11 protein-coding genes are annotated in these 17,658 nt (G+C 57.5%); 4 read left to right on the top strand and 7 right to left on the bottom strand.

Annotated elements, in window-relative coordinates; genetic code table 11:
* The first annotated feature begins 242 nt into the window (after positions 1-242).
* Positions 243-2,084 carry an adenylate/guanylate cyclase domain-containing protein gene (locus tag CA51_RS14145; protein WP_197451185.1) on the top strand — a complete coding sequence of 614 codons (1,842 nt, stop codon included), beginning with the start codon at positions 243-245 and terminating at the stop codon, positions 2,082-2,084.
* 202 nt (positions 2,085-2,286) lie between these two features.
* On the opposite strand, the gene CA51_RS25885 is transcribed toward CA51_RS14145, so the two are convergent.
* From CA51_RS25885 to CA51_RS14130, 3 genes are read right to left on the bottom strand one after another with little or no spacing between them, the layout of a single operon-like run.
* On the bottom strand, positions 2,287-4,176 hold the full coding sequence (locus CA51_RS25885) for an IRE (iron responsive element) (RefSeq protein ID WP_197451184.1): 1,890 nt from the start codon (positions 4,174-4,176) through the stop codon (positions 2,287-2,289).
* Entirely contained in the window at positions 4,173-6,059 is a 1,887-nt protein-coding gene (locus tag CA51_RS14135; protein WP_145121626.1) for an ABC transporter permease, read from the bottom strand. Before CA51_RS14135 ends, CA51_RS25885 begins: the two co-directional genes overlap by 4 nt.
* Complete coding sequence (locus tag CA51_RS14130; protein WP_145121624.1) at positions 6,059-7,021, bottom strand: ABC transporter ATP-binding protein; 963 nt, start codon at positions 7,019-7,021, stop codon at positions 6,059-6,061. The genes CA51_RS14135 and CA51_RS14130 overlap by 1 nt, the downstream gene beginning before the upstream one ends.
* 160 nt (positions 7,022-7,181) lie before the next feature.
* On the opposite strand from CA51_RS14130, the gene CA51_RS14125 reads away from it, so the two are divergent.
* The gene (locus CA51_RS14125) at positions 7,182-8,591 is read left to right on the top strand and encodes a bifunctional folylpolyglutamate synthase/dihydrofolate synthase (RefSeq protein WP_145121622.1); all 1,410 of its coding nucleotides are present in this window, start codon (positions 7,182-7,184) and stop codon (positions 8,589-8,591) included.
* Between the two features lie 66 nt (positions 8,592-8,657).
* Complete coding sequence (locus CA51_RS14120) at positions 8,658-8,954, top strand: hypothetical protein (RefSeq protein ID WP_145121620.1); 297 nt, start codon at positions 8,658-8,660, stop codon at positions 8,952-8,954.
* A 72-nt stretch (positions 8,955-9,026) separates the two neighbouring features.
* On the opposite strand, the gene CA51_RS14115 is transcribed toward CA51_RS14120, so the two are convergent.
* The 4 genes from CA51_RS14115 to CA51_RS14100 all read right to left on the bottom strand — a co-directional run bounded on the left by CA51_RS14115 (position 9,027) and on the right by CA51_RS14100 (position 14,273).
* Positions 9,027-10,325, bottom strand: a complete 1,299-nt coding sequence (locus CA51_RS14115; RefSeq protein WP_145121618.1) for a hemolysin family protein — start codon at positions 10,323-10,325, stop codon at positions 9,027-9,029.
* Positions 10,319-10,804 carry an rRNA maturation RNase YbeY gene (gene ybeY, locus CA51_RS14110; protein ID WP_145289508.1) on the bottom strand — a complete coding sequence of 162 codons (486 nt, stop codon included), beginning with the start codon at positions 10,802-10,804 and terminating at the stop codon, positions 10,319-10,321. Before ybeY ends, CA51_RS14115 begins: the two co-directional genes overlap by 7 nt.
* Before the next feature lie 76 nt (positions 10,805-10,880).
* Positions 10,881-13,232: an HD family phosphohydrolase gene (locus CA51_RS14105; protein WP_145121614.1), complete on the bottom strand. Its 2,352-nt coding sequence runs from the start codon at positions 13,230-13,232 to the stop codon at positions 10,881-10,883.
* Positions 13,233-13,325: 93 nt separating this feature from the next.
* The gene (locus CA51_RS14100) at positions 13,326-14,273 is read right to left on the bottom strand and encodes a PhoH family protein (RefSeq protein WP_145121612.1); all 948 of its coding nucleotides are present in this window, start codon (positions 14,271-14,273) and stop codon (positions 13,326-13,328) included.
* 494 nt (positions 14,274-14,767) lie between these two features.
* Here CA51_RS14100 and CA51_RS26185 point away from each other — a divergent pair, with 494 nt between their 5' ends.
* Positions 14,768-17,566, top strand: coding sequence for a sialidase family protein (locus CA51_RS26185; RefSeq protein ID WP_231745690.1), 2,799 nt, complete (start codon positions 14,768-14,770; stop codon positions 17,564-17,566).
* Positions 17,567-17,658 lie beyond the last annotated feature (92 nt).

Raw genomic sequence — 17,658 nt, 5'->3', positions numbered from 1 at the left:
TTCTCCTGCAACCCGTGGGTTGGATCGCGCTGGCTGCGCTGGCAAACGTCGCGTGAACTGACGGCACCGACGTGGGGCCGACCTCGGAAAGAGTTCTCGACGGATATCAATTTTATATCGAAACCCGCTGCAACGCGGTAGGTAAGCGTGCCGCAGCGCGGTCGGCGAGGTTTACATTTACTCACCCGTCGGGGATACTTTTGCTTTGTAAAAGGATGGGAATTGAAGCAGCAGGTTCGCCGATGATGCCGTTGAAATTTGAGTTGTTTCGCGCCGATGGGACCAGCGATGTCTGGACGGCAGAGCCGCCGATCAACGTGGGGCGACAGGATCCTTCGTGCGGCGAACCGGCGATGGGACTGTTCGATCGAAATCCCTGCGGCCCCCGATTGATTGTCGCCGCGGCGATCAATCGCGACGTGCCACGCTATTTCTTCAGCGTCAGTGCCGCCGACGATTCGCAGATCAGAATTCATAACCTGCATCCGCAGTGCGAGCTGTTGCCGACGACCGGCGACGCGGTTCATTGCAAGGGATCGCGGTCTTTTGGTGGTGCGGTAGAGCTGATGATTCGGGAGCGGACGACGCTGCGAATTTCAACGGGCCGGCCGACATCCGATTCATCGAATCTCTATCGCACGCTCAACAGCCAGCCGTTGGATCCGATGACGATCTCGATGCAGGTCGGCGATGACCTCGCGACCCACGCACCCGATACGGGGCAGGGGCAGGAGATCGTTCATCTGCTGCAGCAGGTGTTGCCGGTGATTCGCGAGAGTGTGACGACCGATTCGTTTTTTCGCGCCGCTGCCTTTGCCGCGGTGCGAATCGCCAAACTCAATCGCTGCATCGTTCGACTGTTCGAAGGGGACCAGTTTGAGGATCGCGCCGAGGTCTTCGAGGATTCGACGGCTGATGAATCAACAAGTCGTTTGCGGCGGTCGGCACCGGATGTTAGCGACACGATGATCGATCGGGTGCGGAAACGTGGCCTGACCCAGATCTTCGACACCGCCAGTCCCGGGGCTCTCGAAGGCGCATCGCTTGCGAATCTGTCGCAAGCTGTGGCGGCGCCGATCCTGGATAAAGAACGCCGAGTTGTTGGAGTTCTTTACGGCGATCGCTGGACCGATCTTTCGATGCGTCCGTTTTCGGATATCGAAGCCAAGCTTGTCGAGATCCTGGCTGGTGCGGTGTCGGCGGGTATGGCACGGCAGAGCGAAGAGCGTCAGCGGACTTCGATGCAGGTCTATTTCTCCGACCGCGTGGCGAAGCATATCGTCGTCGACGAATCGTTGTTGGACGCAAAAGAGACCGACGTCAGCGTGATGTTTTGCGACGTCCGCAAGTTCAGTTCGATCTCGAAAAGTCTGGGCCCCAAGGGGACTGTGTCGTTCATGCAAGACGTGTTTACTGTGCTCAGCGAATGCGTCGAACGGACCGATGGCGTGTTGATAAATTACATCGGCGATGAATTGATCGCGATGTGGGGTGCTCCCGATTCGCAGCCCGACCACGCTTACCGCAGCCTCACGACGGCTGTTTCGATGTTCGCCGGGATCGAAGAAATTCGCACCCGTTGGGCCGACAAGGTCTGCGAACCAATTCGCGTTGGCATCGGCGTGAACTCGGGAACCGCGGCCGTTGGCAACACCGGTTCACGCATCAAATTCCAGTACGGTGTGTTTGGAAACGTCGTCAACGTCGCTAGTCGTCTGCAAAGTGCAACCAAGCAGTTTGGCGTCGACTGCCTCGTTTCGTCCAATACGCTTGCGAAGACCGATAACTCGTTCCACACGCGAAATTTGGCGACGATCTCGGTCGTTGGCATTCCCGAAGATATCGTCGTGCATCAGCTTGTCACCGAGTCGTCGGAGCGCTGGCAACGGCTGAGTTCTTTGTACGAAGCTGCGTTGGAGGACTACCACGCGATGCGGTTTGCCGATGCGATCCAAACGCTGGGGCAGGTGTTGCGCGACAACCCCGGAGACGAACCGAGCATGCGTTTGCTGGGCTTATCGGTCGAACAGATGCGGCACCCGTCGGAGAACTTCTCGCCAGTCGATTCGCTGACGCAGAAGTAGTTCGCAGCGAGTCGCCACAGGATTCGTCGACTCAGCCAGCCGGCTGCGGCGAGAGAAAGTCGGCATGCTGGCGGATCGTGGTGCCAGGGATCTGCGTGCCGATGCGAAAGATAGGCGATGCCGCGGTTAACGGCATTTCCATCGATGTCGGGCCTAGCCGAAGCTGGCCCGACTGTCTTTGAAAGCGGTTCGACGAAACGCTTTACTCGTCGCCGTCGGATGTTTTCTCGGAGTCGCTCTTTGGCTCATCCTCAGGTTTGTCCTCGGGTTTGTCCTCGGGTTTGTCCTCGGGTTTGTCCTCGGGTTTGTCCTCGGGTTTGTCCTCGGGTTTGTCCTCGGATTTGTCCTCGGATTTGTCCTCGGATTTATCTGCCGACTCCTTCTCCTCTGCTGCTGGAGCTTCTTTCATTTCGGGCTCTTCGGCAGGCTTTTCCGATTTCTCGGCAGGTTCTTCCTTCGGCTTCTCAGCCGCCTTTTCCTCTTCAGCCTCAGCTTCTGCAGCTTTCGCTCGCTTGGCTTTCCAGGTGGCGTAGCGACGAGCGTATTCGTCGGCATCTTCGTTGTCTTCGTTTTGCATTTCAACAAAGACAGACAATGGGAAGTCTTCCGGCAGATCCTCTTCGTCGAGCATCCGAGCGTAACGTCGGATCGACTGCATCAGATCCATCGCGCTTTCGTCGCTGACCAGCAGAGGATGATCTTCGTAAACGCTGGCCCAAGCGGCCCAAGCGAGTTCATACTTCTCGAGCGCTTGATCGAGTTCGGCTTCGTCCAACAGTTCGTTGGCTTCCATCACGAAGCGTCGAGCGTCGATAGTACGATCGTCCTGTTCGGCGATGCAGCGTCCTTCCCAGTAGGGATAGTTGGTCTGTCGGCGATAGGCTTCGACCTTCTTGGCGTAACGGTCGGCGGTTGCATATTCCTCCGCCAAACGCAGTCCGGTCAACTGCTTGCTCTTTTCCAGTTCCAACGCAACTTCTTTCATCGACGCCGCAAGTTTGCCTTGGTTGTCGAAGACCATGCGGTATTGTTCCGGGGTCTTTTCGGCATCGGGCGTATTAAAGGCGTCCTGAACCTCTTGGCTCAATTGGCCGAAGCGTTGCTCACGAATCTCTTCGCGTCGGTTGCCTGTCAATTCGTCGAACTGACGCTCGATATCCGCGACACGCAAGCGCGAAGTCTCCACCGAACCGAGCTTGATCGTAAAGCCTTCGGTCGTTTCGATATCGCGTTGACCAAACGAATCCCAGTCCTTTTTGGCGGCCTGCCAAGCGAACTTGGCCGATTCATCCAGGGTCCCTTCGTCTTCGATCGCGTCGGCGAAACGGATCCGCCATTTCGGGCCGATGTCGTAGAAGGTCAATGGACTCTTGTTGATCAACGGCACGCCGCTGTCGACGAGATCGTAACCGCGATAAAGCCACAAACGGCCGACCAACCAGTTGTCCGGTTTGCCATCGGGACCGCGGGCATCGGGACCGTTGATTCCGATCCCATCGTTGAGGATCTTCTCGTGGAACGCTTCGTCGTTACGGAACAGTTCGCGGAACTGAGTCTTCTCATCGGACATGCCGATCTTCTGGCCAAAGAACCATCCGGTGAACCAGACAAGTCGCGGTTCGCGGCGATTCAACTTGACACCACGCGTCAAGAAATCGGTTCCCTGTTTGACCCATTTGTAACGTTGACGGTAATCGTCGAATTCGACCGAAACGTTGTACGAAAGGTTATGTGCCTGGTACTCCCACACTTTTTCAAAGTGCGGTTGCAGCAGAGCGATCTGGTTCAGCGTAGCGCTCAACCGATCCCATTCCTGGTAGCGTTGGTAATCGTGCGACTTCTGCCACAACACGGTTGCCGCAACTCCACGCATTCCGAGGGTTGCGAGTTTCATCGATTCACTGGCCGGATCGATCTCTCCCAAGTCGGCAACTGAAAGATTCAGTTCGTCTTGCAAGCGGGCCAAGCTACCGCCAGCACCGCCGGTCGTGCTGCCAGTGGCAGGCTGACCCAACAGGTACAGCGGCAGCAACATCACAACGATGATGCCCAGGTAGATCATTTTCCGACGCCAAGCAGCATTGCGGTTCACGCTGCGATCTCCCGTGTTTTGAGGAAGAAGTAAGCAATAATGCAGGTCATAATTAGATAACACAACGTCGTCGCGACATGCCGGGCGAGCAGACCGCCAAGCACATCAAATCCACTCGCAACAAACTCTGCTGTCTGCATCATCTTTGGCAGGTTTGGCAACGCGGTGGCGATCAGGTCCAAGCAATACATGATTACTGAATCGACGCCTTGGATAATCATCTTCGGTGCCGATTCGACGTCCAATTCGGTAGTGAACGCGTCCTGACGTAGCAGGCGGACGACCGATTCGATCGGACCGCCGCCCATGGTTTGACCCACAACTTGATAATAACGTGCTTCGTAAATACTCTCGGCAGAAAAACCGAGAACCACGCAGATGAAGGTGGCCAACATCGCAACCGATCCGTTCAAGAAGGTACTGAACATCACGCCAAAACTGATGATCAAAACCATCTGCAACCAAATGCTGATAAAGCCTTTGGTGAGGTTCCATGCAAACGAGTTTTCGGCTGGCTTGAGGTACAGATCGCTCTGCGTCATACCCAGATATTGACCTGGATCGATACAGCGGACGACGATTTTGACGTGGCCGTTTTCGTCGACTAGATCGTCGTACAGACTTAACGTACCGGTCTCGGTGATGTTGGTCCCTTCCATCTCCAACGGGATGAATTGGTCGTCGACTTGGTATTCCTTAACCTCGAACCGGAACGGATTGCTCTCGATCGGTTTGGTCGGATGTTGAACCGTCAGCGTTCCTTGAACACCGGTGATGATGTCGCCTTTGAGCGAACGGAACGCACGCAACGTGAATTCGATCGGCACACCGTCGGGATATTTTTCAGGCGTGACGTCGCTAAACGTGTATTCGGCGCGACTCAGCGACGCCCCTTCGACGTAACCGTGCTGGATGCGGCGAGCTCCTGTCGCTCCTGCATTCACCAAACGCGATAGGCCGGCGGAGCCAAAGCCGCCTTTGCGGTCTTCGTATCCAACGTTGATACCCTTTTCATCGGGGCGTCCCGAGCGATCGAAGAACTCCATCTCGCCGTACACAGGTACGCGAGCACGCAGCATTCCCTGAGCGCTACCGACGCGGATCGTATCGCCTTCGCGAATCACCGCGTGTTGATGTCCACGCTGAGTGTCGGTGGCGCCAAAGCCATCCGAATCGAGAGTGAAGGAGTGGCGGTGGCCGCGATCTTCGGTCGTTTGACCGACAACGGTATCATCGGAAAGGACCGACGTGGTTTCAATTTCGTGAACGTGATCGAGGTCGCCGGTGACGAAGAAATAACTGGCGATTCCCATCGGGACGATCATCATCGTGCCGACGCCAACAAAACCAAGCACCCGACCGAGGATGATCTCTGTCGTGCGGACCGGTTTGGTAACGATCGTGTAGATCGTTTTGTTCTTGATGTCGTTGGGCAAGCTGGCGGTACTGATGAACAGAGCCAGCATCAACAACAAATAATTCGTCGATGTCAGAACAAAGCTGATGTACAGCCGCGCCGGATCATCGCTTTTTGGATCCAGATACCAACCGGCAAACATCAGCAGGACGATAAACAATCCGACGACAAACAGCACCTTGCGGCGAATCGCTTCTTTGAACGCCAGGCGTGCGAGCGCATAGATGCGGCGCGGCGAGGTGCCCGGCGCGTCTTCGCGAACAAACTCGCGGACGATCCGCGCGACGCTGTAGAAACCTTCGCTTGGTCCATAGCGGGCCGCGGCGATCATATAACCGACCAACAGTCCCACGACGATGGCAAGCACGATCAGGGCGATACCCTGCAGCAAGGCGCTTTCCAGGAAAGCTCCTGGCCGCAGCAACCACTCGGTAAATGACCAGAAATCTTCCGGCTGAAGCGTCATTACTTATCTCCTTCTTGCAACTCACGCTCCGAGACGCGTCGCATTCCAGGACGCTCGTCGCTTTCGCGGACGATCTGCAAGAACAGCTCTTCCATCGTGGCCGTTGGGTTGTCGATGTAATCGGTCTTGCCGCCGTTGCGTTCGATCACCGCTTGGATCTCCGCCTTGGCAGCATCGGAGAGTCCGCGGGCATGGATCTCGGTGACGTCTTTGACCTTCAGCAGTTCGTCGACGCGGCCGAGTTCCTTCAGTTCACCTTGGTGCAGGATCGCGACGCGGTCGCAAACGTCTTGCACGTCGGCCAACTGGTGGCTGCACAATAGAATCGTTTTCCCCTGGTCGCGAAGCCGCAGGATCAGATCCTTCATCTCGCGGGTACCGATCGGGTCCAGACCGGTCGTCGGTTCGTCCAACATGATCAGGTCGGGGTCGTTGACCAACGCTTGAGCCAGACCGACGCGGCGGGTCATACCCTTGGAATACTCGCGCAGTTGGCGGTGGCGGGCTTTATCGAGCCCCACCATTTTGATCAGCTCATCGACGCGGGCGGCGCGTTCAGCAGCCGACAGATCGAACAGGCGGCCGTAGAAATCGAGCGTCTCTTCGGCGTTCAAGAACTTGTAAAGATACGACTCTTCGGGAAGATATCCGATCCGTTCGTTCTTCTTGGTTTCGGTGGCATCCTGATCGAAAACCAGCACGCGACCGCTGGTCGGAAACAACAGTCCCAGAATCAGCTTGATCGTCGTCGACTTACCACTACCGTTGGGGCCCAGCAGACCAAAGATCTCGCCTTGCTTGACCTCAATGTCCAAAGGCTTCAAGGCCTGGACCTTTTTGCGTCCCCAGAAGTCGCGATAGACTTTGCTGAGGCTTCGTGTTTCAATAACAACGCTGGAGGAATCCGATTTTGCTTTCGAATCCTCAGTGCCATCGGCGACGGCTGTCGAGTCGATATCCACGTGAGTCTTTCAGATTCTGTATGGGAAAACGAAATAAAACAGAGCTAAGATGCGCGTTCCCCGACCGCATTTACGAGCCGAGAACGGGTTCAGTACGTGAAAACAGGACTGGCGGTTCATTCCTCGTTAACGAACTTCCAGGATTCAGGAACCTTCGCAAGTGACGCAGCACGATACAAATATGCCCGACGATCAACAAGCACTCTCTCAAGACGGTTGGTCGTACGGCCAATCGCTCGATTATCTGTACGGGCGGATCAATTACGAACGGCTCAGCAAACCCTCCCCGGGGAATCCAATGAAGCTGAACCGAATGCACGCCCTGCTGGCGGCGATGGGCGATCCGCAGGCGAGTCTGAAGATCGTGCATATCGGTGGGACCAAGGGGAAGGGGAGCACCGCGTCGATGGTCGCGGCGATCGCCACGCAGGCTGGACAACGCTGCGGACTGTACACGTCGCCCCATCTGGAGTCGCTGGAAGAGCGGTTCCGCGTCGATGGTCAGCCGGCGACGCAGGGGCAGCTGATTTCGTTGATCCATTCGGTTCGTCAGGCGGCCGAGACGATCCGTCGCCAGGGGGAAGGGGAAGCCACCTTCTTTGAGCTGACCACGGCGATGGCGATCGAGCACTTCCGCCGCGACGGATGCGAGGTGGCCGTTTTAGAAGTCGGCTTGGGGGGGCGGCTCGATTGCACCAATATCTGTTCGCCCGAAGTGACGGCGATCACCAGCATCGGGCTGGATCACCAGAATCTGCTGGGCGATACGGTGGAAGAGATCGCTGCGGAGAAGGCGGGCATTATTAAGCCGGGCGTGCCGGTCGTCAGCGGGGTCCGCGATCCCGCCGCGGCGGCTGTGATCCAGCAGATCGCCGATGAACGCCAGGCGCCGCTGCTGCAGATCGATCGCGATTATCATGTCCAACGCGAATCGGTTGCCGGCAACAATCCGTCGCGTTTCGATTTCCTGCCCAGCGAAGCGACGCCGCTGCCGCTGAAGCGACGCACCGCTTGGCCGCTCGCCTTGGCGGGGATCCATCAAGCTCGGAACGCAGCCGTTGCGTTGGCGATTACCGATTGCTGGAACCTGAAGACACAGTCGCTGCAATGGCCCGAACAGGCATGTCGGGAGGCGCTGGCGACGCTGAGCGTTCCCGGGCGGATCGAGTTCTTTCCGGGGGAACCGCTGGTGATATTGGATACCGCCCACAATCGCGATTCGGTCGAAGCGTTAGCTGATGTGTTAGCCGAGCGTTTTGAATCGCAGAACGTGGTTGCGGTATTTGGCACCAGCCACGATAAAGACGCCAGCGAAATGCTGACCATCCTGGCGCGGAACGTCAAACAGATCGTGCTGACGCGTTATCGAACGAATCCCCGGTGGTATCCGCCTCAGGATCTGGCGGCGATCGCGTCGCAGGTTGCCGGGCAGAGCTGGGAAGTTGTCGAGAATTCGCACGACGCACTGCAGGTGGCTCGGCACCGTGCTGGCCCGGCGGGCGTAGTTGTCGTTTGCGGATCGTTTTTCCTGGCTGCTGAACTCCGCCGATCGCTGGTAGAACGCAGCTGATGCCGCCGGTGCTGCGGCCGATTACAAAACACAAGTTCCTCCCTTTAATACACCACTATCAACGCAATGAAGTTTCAAACGGGAATCGTCGTCGGTGGACTGATCGCCGCGCTTCTGCTGACAAATCCGAGCAAAGAAGATCACGTGCGAAAGTTGGCCGCTGAGAGACTGGCCCCTTATACTGAAGAGGGGAGCGATAGTCCGTTGGTTCGGATTGGTTCAGCGTTTGCCGAGTCGTTTAGCGATTCGGTGATCGATTATCACAACTATTGGCTGTTCTCGACGACGACCAGCCTCGACAGCGACCAGCGGCTGACGCTTGGTTTCCTGCGGTTTGTCCACGTCGAAAAGCGTACCGATTAAAGGCTCGCGATGCGGTAACCGCTGCGCCGATTCGCACCAGCGGCGGTGGCGATGCCGCTTGCCGAGAGTCCGCTAACCGGCTTCCAATGCCGAGCTTCCGATGTGCCGCAGACGAAGGCGTTCGAGTTGACGCGAGGTGGCGCGGAGGACTTTGATCTCAAGCGGACCCAGTTCGATCGCTTCGTCCTGACGAGGCATATAACCGGCGTGGTGCAGGACGTAGCCGGCGATCGTTTCGTAGTCGTCCGATTCGGCGAGCTCCCAACCCAGGCGTTCGTTGACCTCATCGACCATGATCCGTCCCGACATGTCGGCGGTCTGCGCGTCGACGATATGAAAGTCGGTCTGTTCCTCGTCGTCCGATTCGTCGACGATCTCGCCAACGATCTCCTCCAACGAATCCTCGATCGTGACGACGCCCGAAAACTGATGCCGTTCGTCCAACACGATCGCCATGTGGCTGCGGCTGTGCAAAAACTCTTGCAGCAGTTCGTCGACCCGCTTCGACGCGGGGACCGTCCAGGTTCGCCGCAGCAGTTTTTCCAGCGGGACGTTGGGATCTTTTAGGATGCTCAATTCCGACAGGAGATCTTTGACATACAGGACGCCAACGACGTTGTCCAAGTTGTCGCGATAGACCGGCAAACGAGTCCGCCCCGATTCAACAACAACCTTCAGGATCTCGGGCCAGGGCGTATCGATCTCGATCGCATCGACGTCGCTGCGGGGCGTCATGATGTGCGAGACGCTGTCGTCGTGCATGTCCATCACGCCTTGGATCATCTCGCGAACGCCCGGCCCAAAGTGGCCGTCGCGCGTGCCGGCGGTGATGATCGTGCGGATCTCGTCTTCGAGAAGTTCCTCCTCTTCGGACGCATCTTCCTGCTGTCCCGACAGTCGCCGCGCAAACCACTCGACCAGCACGCCCGGTATCGACAGCGGATGCATTACCACAGCCAGCCCGTTCCAGAACGGCCAGGTGCGGTAGAGCACCGGCGCCGAGGCAAATCGGGTGACCGCGGCGGGCAGCCACAGATGAGTGAACATCACCAGACCGCTGGCGATCGCCAGCCAGGTCAGCAAGCGGCTGCCATCGACTCCGTTTTCGCTAACGCTTGGCGCGATGACGGCGATCGTTCCGCACGACAGAAACAAAACGTTTCCGATGATCCGCAGATACAGAGCCCCGCGAGTGGCATCTTCCTGGCGGTCGAGGACTTCGCCGAACCGACCGCGGCGACCTTGCAATCGGCAATACGCTTCGAGCGATCGGCCGATAAATCGTTCCAGCAATTCGGCTCCCAAACCGCCGGTAGTTCCCATTGCAAATCCGGTGATCGCGATAACCACGACCAACTGAAGATCTAACATTTCTCGCTCGGGTTAGAGTTCGTTGGAAGACCGTGTCGTTTGGCGCCTTCGATGCCCAAACGCAACAAGATCTCGCGCTCTTCATCGCGCATCGCCTGCCGACCTTCGTCGGTCGTGTCTTCCATGCCCATTAGGTGCAGCATGCCGTGGACTGCGTATAGCAGCAATTCGGATTCGGGCTGCCACTCGAATTCGGCAGCTTCCCGCTGAGCGTAATCGGCGCACAGGATCAGTTCGCCGCTGATCGAATCTTCCGATTCGTCGTAGACAAAACTCAAGCAGTCGGTCGTGTAGTCATGCTGCAGAAACTGGTTGTTCAGCCGCTGCATGTTATCGTCGTCGACGATCGCAATGCTGACCTCGCCGCGGCAGATCCCATAGGTTTCAGCGACCAAGCGGACCGCTGATTCGAGCGCCGGTCGATCGATGAACGAGGCCTCGTGTTGGACGTTAATTTCAACCGCTAAATCATCGCTCACGCTAGCGCGCTCCTGATCTTCATAACTCGATCGACTTCCTTGGTTGGGACGGCAGCAGACAACTGCCGTCGTTGGGTTAGGCCGTTTGTTGGCCGGGATATTTGACACGAGCATGGTAGATCGCCGTCAGCGACTTGACCAAGCTTTGTTTGACGCGGTCGAGCTGCTTGAGAGTCAGCCCCGATTCATCGAATTGGCCGTCGGTCAGCCGCTTCATGGCGATCTGTTCGACCAGGCTTTTGATCCGCGCTGGCGTGGGATCGACTAGCGTTCGGCTGGCGCTTTCGACACCGTCGGACAACATCAATACAGCAGCTTCCAACGACCGAGGCTTGGGGCCTGGGTAGCGGAAGTCCTTATCGGAGACCTCTTCTTTATTGGGGCTCTCCTCGCTCCGCTCCTTCGCCTCGCGATAGAAGTATTCGACGAGCGTGGTGCCGTGGTGCTGCAGGATGAAATCGATCATCGGTTCGGGCAGATGATGCGATCTTGCAAGATCGGCACCGTCTTTGACGTGAGCGATGATCACCAACGTGCTCATCGCGGGTTGCAGCGAATCGTGTTGGTTAGGCCCGCCGCCCTGGTTTTCGATGAAATAATCGGGCTTAAAAATCTTGCCGATGTCGTGGAAGTAGGCTCCCACGCGAACCAGCAGACCGTTGCCGCCGATCGCGTCGGCAGCCGCTTCGGCGATCGAAGCGACGTTGATCGAGTGGTTGTAGGTGCCGGGAGCACGTTGTGCGAGTTGACGCAGCAGCGGATGGCTGGCGTCGCCCAGTTCCAACAGGCTCAGATCGGTTTGCACTCCGAAGATCTTTTCGACAAAGGGCAGCAGACCGGTCATCAACATGCTGGCGACGAGGACCAACGTTCCCGCCCATACCGATCCCTTGGACAGCTCGATCATCAGAGCGCCGAGTCCCAGGGATTGATAGATTCCTTCGGTGACGTTGCTCGGTTCGCCCGAGCCTAACGATTGGCCAGCGACGACACCGACACCGATCACTGTCGCGGCGGTCACCACCGCGGCGCCGGCACCGATCGTGATCAATCGCGTCCGCGTGCGGATCCGTCCTAACAACAGGATGCAGCTGAGCGTGGCGGCGGACAACACGACCAAATCGGGAAGGTCTTGCCCGATCAACAGCGTTACCGCCAGCGAAGCCGCAGCGATCACCAGCAACGCCAGTTCGCGTCCGTAAGCGACTGTTGCCGTGATCGCACCGATCACCAACGGAATCACTTCGGCTTGCCATTTGTCGGCAGATGCGTACCAGCAGGCGCAGATCACCACGACCACCAACGACAACAAACGCGTCAGCTTGCCGACATCGGTGATCAATACCGGATCGTGAACGAAATAGATGTACGATCCACACAGCAGGTAGAGTGCCCCGATCATTCCGGCGTAGGCGACCAGACGCATCATGCCGTCGGTAAACGAACGCTCGCTTTGAAGCGCGTTCCATTCGGACTGCAGCAGATCCAGTTGCTGTTTACCCAGCGGTTTGCCCGACGGTGCGATCGATGTGCGACCGGGATAATAGGTGGTCATCACGTCGGGGACGGCGTCGGCAGCCTTTTTACGTGCCTCTTCGCTGCGTGCCTCATCGTAAGCCAGTGTTACCGGCAACCGATCGGCTAACCAATCGGCGACGATCTTGGCGGCTCGCGGCGACTTTTCGAATTCGAATTGCAGCTTGAATTCTTCGACGATCCGCTGCTTCAGGTCCAAAGAGGCCTGCGCGATGCGAACCCGATCGACCGGGACAAGCTGAATATCGGAGGGTTGGTTTTCGGGATAGACGCGGATCGAACTGGCGTCACCCTCTTCGTGTTCCAGGCTCCGCAGCAATCCGGTTTCGTAGAAGGGGAACATTGCCAAGCGGATCGCTTTGTCCAGCTTCTGCAGTTCCTTGTCCTCGGCAAATGTTGCTTTGAGTGCAGCAAAGGTTGCCGGCGCGGTCTCGTCGGGGCCAGCGGTTTCGTCGCCTTTGAAGAACTGGGCCCAGGCATCGCGAGCGGAATCACTCAGTTGATCAAACGACGGCGCCTCGAGCACCAGGAACATTTGATCCTTCAACTTCTCGCGCAACTGCGTCAGCGGCAGGCTGCGATTGCTGTAAAACGCGATCACGCTTCGGCGTTTAAGATCCTTGGCGGATTGAGTTTTCGCGAGATCGGGGACATCGAATTGCACGCGAGCGTACATGTCGCGCGGCGGGATATATCCGGTGCGGAATGCAAACGGGACTCGCCAGCATTGGCAGACCGTCAGGATGACCAGCGCCGCGGTGAGCGCAAGGGTGAATCGAACCCAGACTTGGCTTTGACGCACCAGGGCGATGAAACGCTGAAACTTGCCGGGCGGCAGTTGCAGCGAGGCGACTCGCTCGCTGCGCGTTCGATTTTGTGTTGCGGAACTCATCGTATTAGCCGACAGTTGACATCGACCGTCCCAACGGAGAATGAGCGCAGATCGCGCTGGTTCCGCTTCGACGGGCTCGTGGCCAGACTTCGGCTATCCCTTGTCTTCCTCGTAGGCGTTGACAATTTCCTGCACCAAGCGGTGCCGCACAATATCGGTAGTTTCCAGTTTCGAAAGCCCAATTCCTTTGACGTTGCGGAGTCGGCCGATGGCATCGACCAGACCGCTTTGGACGCCGCGTGGCAGATCGACTTGCGTCGAGTCGCCCGAGACAACCATCTTGCTGCGTTCGCCCAGCCGCGTCAGGAACATCTTCATCTGCGCGATCGTCGTGTTTTGCGCTTCATCCAAAATGATGAAGGCATCGTTTAACGTCCGACCACGCATGTAAGCTAACGGAATCACTTCGATCACGTCCTGCTCCATCAACGCGCGGGAGTGATCGTAATCGACCATCTCACCCAACGCATCTAACAGCGGACGTAAGTACGGGTTTAGCTTAGCTCGCAAATCACCCGGTAGAAAGCCGAGACTCTCCCCAGCTTCGACTGCGGGGCGGACCAGTACGATCTTCCGCACTTCTTCCGCTTTTAACGCTTCGACGGCCATCGCAACGGCGAGATAGGTTTTCCCGGTACCAGCTGGCCCGATGCAAAAACTTAAGTCGTGCTTGCGAATCGCCGCGACGTAACGCGCCTGCCCTTCGGTACGCGGTTTGATCCGACGACCGGCATGGCGGATTTGAATCTCACCACCGCTGCGGATCTTGCCCGACCGCGGCGATCCGTCGTCGTCGGCCAATACCGCGTCGAGGTCGTCTTGGTTAACGACGCCGTTGCGGATCAATTGGTCGCGCAAACGCTCCAGCGCCTGAGTCGCCCGCCGCACCTCTTCTTGAGGCCCGGAGACACGAATCTGCCCATCGCGGTGCGTGATCGAAACATCAAATCGTTCCCGCAACAGACGCACGTTTTGGTCGCGCGGTCCGAACAGCGAAAGGATTTGATTGGGTTGTGAAATCGATAATGTCGCTTCAGTCATTCATCACCTACTGCCCCCCACCGTAGCAATTCCAATCGATTGCATCGCGTGTGGTTGGGGCGTGTCGCTCGAGCAGATCAAGTATAGATTACTTTCGCCATAAACCAACCGTCCATGGCAGTGCTCCAGCAGGGTCAAAGCTTAGTCTAGAAAATCGCGTGCCAAATCACATCAATCCGGATATCACGCGGTCCTTCGCTGCCGATTGCGGCGAAATTTCGCCGATTCCGTCTGTCTTCTTCGCCCGTCTTGCGCAGCTTACCGATCGGCGCAGGCGGTCGACCGTTGGGCGGTCATTTATAGAGGACACATCGCCGCTGGGGGCTGCAACAAACGAAACCTTAGGCATCAGGAGAGGGATCACCGCGTCGGGGTTCACTTGGCACATCGCGACAGCCATAATGGGCGGTGCATTGGCAGGTTAGCGGCCGTAAACCACGGTTCTACCGCGTTGCAATCCCCTCTGCGATCCACTCCAGCCGAGCCCCACCGATATGTGTGCCAAACTCCCTGCGTTGCTACTCACTCTGATTCTGACCGCCAGCTTGGCAGCCAACGTGCCTGCCCAATCGCTAGTTCCCCCCGGATGGGACCCCGCGTTGGCGGGAGATCGTGTCCTGGAGGGGCTTATTGAAGTCACGGCGCCGGAGGTGCGGGGCGCTCACGACGCCGAGATGGCGTTGGTTGGCGGGCGGGCCTACATCGTTGCGGAGTGCAACGACGAACAAGCCGGGGAAAATCCGAACTGGCCGCACGTTTACGTTGCGCTTTCGATCGTCGATTTGGAAACGAAGAAGCTGCTGAAGGTCGTTCCGCTGGCCCGCGGCGAACAGGTCTTTGCCAATGCGACGCTCCCTGTCGGGGCTTGTTTTGTCCCGCGGATCATCCAGAAGGACGCCCAAACGCTTCGCTGTTATTTTGCGAGCGAATCGCCAGGGAAACGCCAATCGCAAACCTGGTATCGCGACTTCGATATCGAGACGGAGAAGTTTGACGATGCGATTCACCGGATGAAGCTGAAAACCGCCGGGGGAGTTTTTGATCTGGCACCGCAACATTTGCATGCTTCGGCCGCGGCAAACGGCTTTCAAAAGCAGGCCAAAGATGCGGGGCTGTACCTGTTTGATGCGTTCAAAAAATTCGACGGGAAGACCTATGTTGCGATTAACAATTTCCTGGCCGGTCAACTCGCGTTGACGACTGTAAACCCGGCCCTCGATACATTGGAGATCGTTGGACACTTCCACGATCCGCAATCGATGAAGCTGAGTGAATCGGCGGTCAACCGGCTCCCCGATGGCAGTTGGATGGCGATCTGTCGCGATGAGGCTGGCAATCGAAACTACAAGTTTACGACCAGTGTCGATGGCCGGAATTGGACCGCCGCAAAAGAGCTGCCGCATGTAGCCAAAGGGACAAATTCTAAACCGACGTTCGATAAATTTGGCGACACCTATTACCTGGGCTGGCAGGAAGCGACGCGGATCGGTGGCGCTCATCGCAGCGTCTTCAACATCGATGTATCTCGCGACGGCAAAAACTGGCAGCGGAAGTACCGGTTTGAAACGCCCAAATCGTTCCAATACCCGGCGTTTCACGAGTACGAGGGGACTGTCTGGTTGTGCGTGACGCAGGGAGATTACTCCGCCAGCCGCAAAGAGCGGATCATGTTTGGTGCGTTGGAACAGACAGAGCAGTTCGCTTCGCAAGCGGGCCAGTCGCGGAAACCGATGGTGATCCCCGCGCCGGAGCCGGCGGTGATGAAAGTTGGCGTGAAGCTGTTTACCGATCGACAGTACACATTGATCGAAGCTCCCGAAGTTTTGCTCGGTCGCAAGTTCCTGCGGACCAGCATCGAAGGATACGAAGTTCAATGTAAGAAGCCGGGCGAACTGTTTGTTATGACGCTCAGCAAACCTCACGGGGCCAACCGCAGCGACGATTTGAAACGGCAAGGTTTTGAGAAGTTGCCGACGCCGGAGTTCCAGTTGTTTGAGGGGGATTTGAATCGCGTCTTTGCGTATCGCAAAACTGTCAATCCTGGCGATCGGATCAAGCTGAAGAAGCTGGCGTTGATGGTATTGGGCGATAAGACGGAAGTGGAAGTTGTGAAAGCGAAGGGCGAGAGTCGTGCCGAGGCGGCGGCGCGGATCCAACGGATGGAGAAGGTCGCCGATCTGGCATTGGTCCCGCCGACGCTAAATACATCGCCGCTGCCCGAATACGGTTACGATCGGCTGGACTATGGGATGACGATCGGGATCGAACGAACTCCCGGTGGCCGACTGTGGGCCTGTTGGGTTGCTGGCGGCGACAGTCCAAAAGCGTATTTCGTTCTGGCGTCGAGCGACGACGACGGCGAGACTTGGTCGGATCCCCGTTTTGTGCTCGATTCGCACGATCCCAAACTGCCGATCGATCGCAGCATCTTGGTCGGCAATCTATGGACCGATCCGCTGGGGCGTTTGTGGCTGATCTTCGATCAATCGATGCACATGTACGATGGCCGCGCGGGCGTGTGGGCGATCCGCTGCGATAACCCCGACGCGGACAAACCGCAGTGGTCGCAGCCGCAGCGGATTTGGCACGGCGTCACGCTGAACAAGCCGACTGTCCTGGCCGATGGTTCTTGGATGCTACCGATTTCGTTGGATCAACGCGCTGGCTTTGGTCCGTTTAAAGGATGTTTTGCCGAACTCGAACCGCTCCGCGGCGCGAACGTCTTCGTATCCAGCGACGAAGGAGCCAGTTGGGAGCGCCGCGGCGCAGCTCGCTTTCCCAATCCAGACTGGCACGAACATATGATCGTGCAGCGGAAGGACGGTTCGTTATGGATGTTGGCGCGAACGTCCAAGGGGATCATGCAGACGACGTCGACCGATGGCGGTCGGACTTGGGCGACGCCCTCCAAACCGCCGGGGATCGATCACCCCAACGCCCGCTTCCACCTCCGCCGACTGGCCTCGGGGAAGATCCTGTTGATCAAACATGGCGATTCGATCGACAAGCACAATGGACGCGTGCAGTTGAGCGCGTGGCTGTCCGATGACGAAGGACTCACTTGGCAGGGAGGTCTCGTTCTGGACGAACGCAAAGGGATCTCGTATCCCGACGGCTTCCAAGCTCCCGACGGAACGATCTACATCTCTTACGACCGCAATCGTGCGACCGATGGCGAGATCTTGATGGCTCGTTTTAACGAAGCCGACATCTTGGCGAAGAAGTTTATTGGCCCCAAGTCGCAGTCGAAGATGTTGATCAGTCGACCGCTGGCACCAAAAAGCAAGAAGTAGTCGCGTCGTCGCGGGCTAATGTTACTGGGCCATAGCAACCTGCGACGCTTTCAAATCGACGCGCGAGATCCGTCGCGCGTTCGCAACCTGCA

It is taken from the genome of Rosistilla oblonga (genome assembly GCF_007751715.1).
In the GTDB taxonomy this organism is placed as follows: domain Bacteria; phylum Planctomycetota; class Planctomycetia; order Pirellulales; family Pirellulaceae; genus Rosistilla; species Rosistilla oblonga.
The sequence above is the reverse complement of the archived record's forward strand: the minus strand, read 5'-3'. Positions and strand labels throughout refer to the sequence as shown.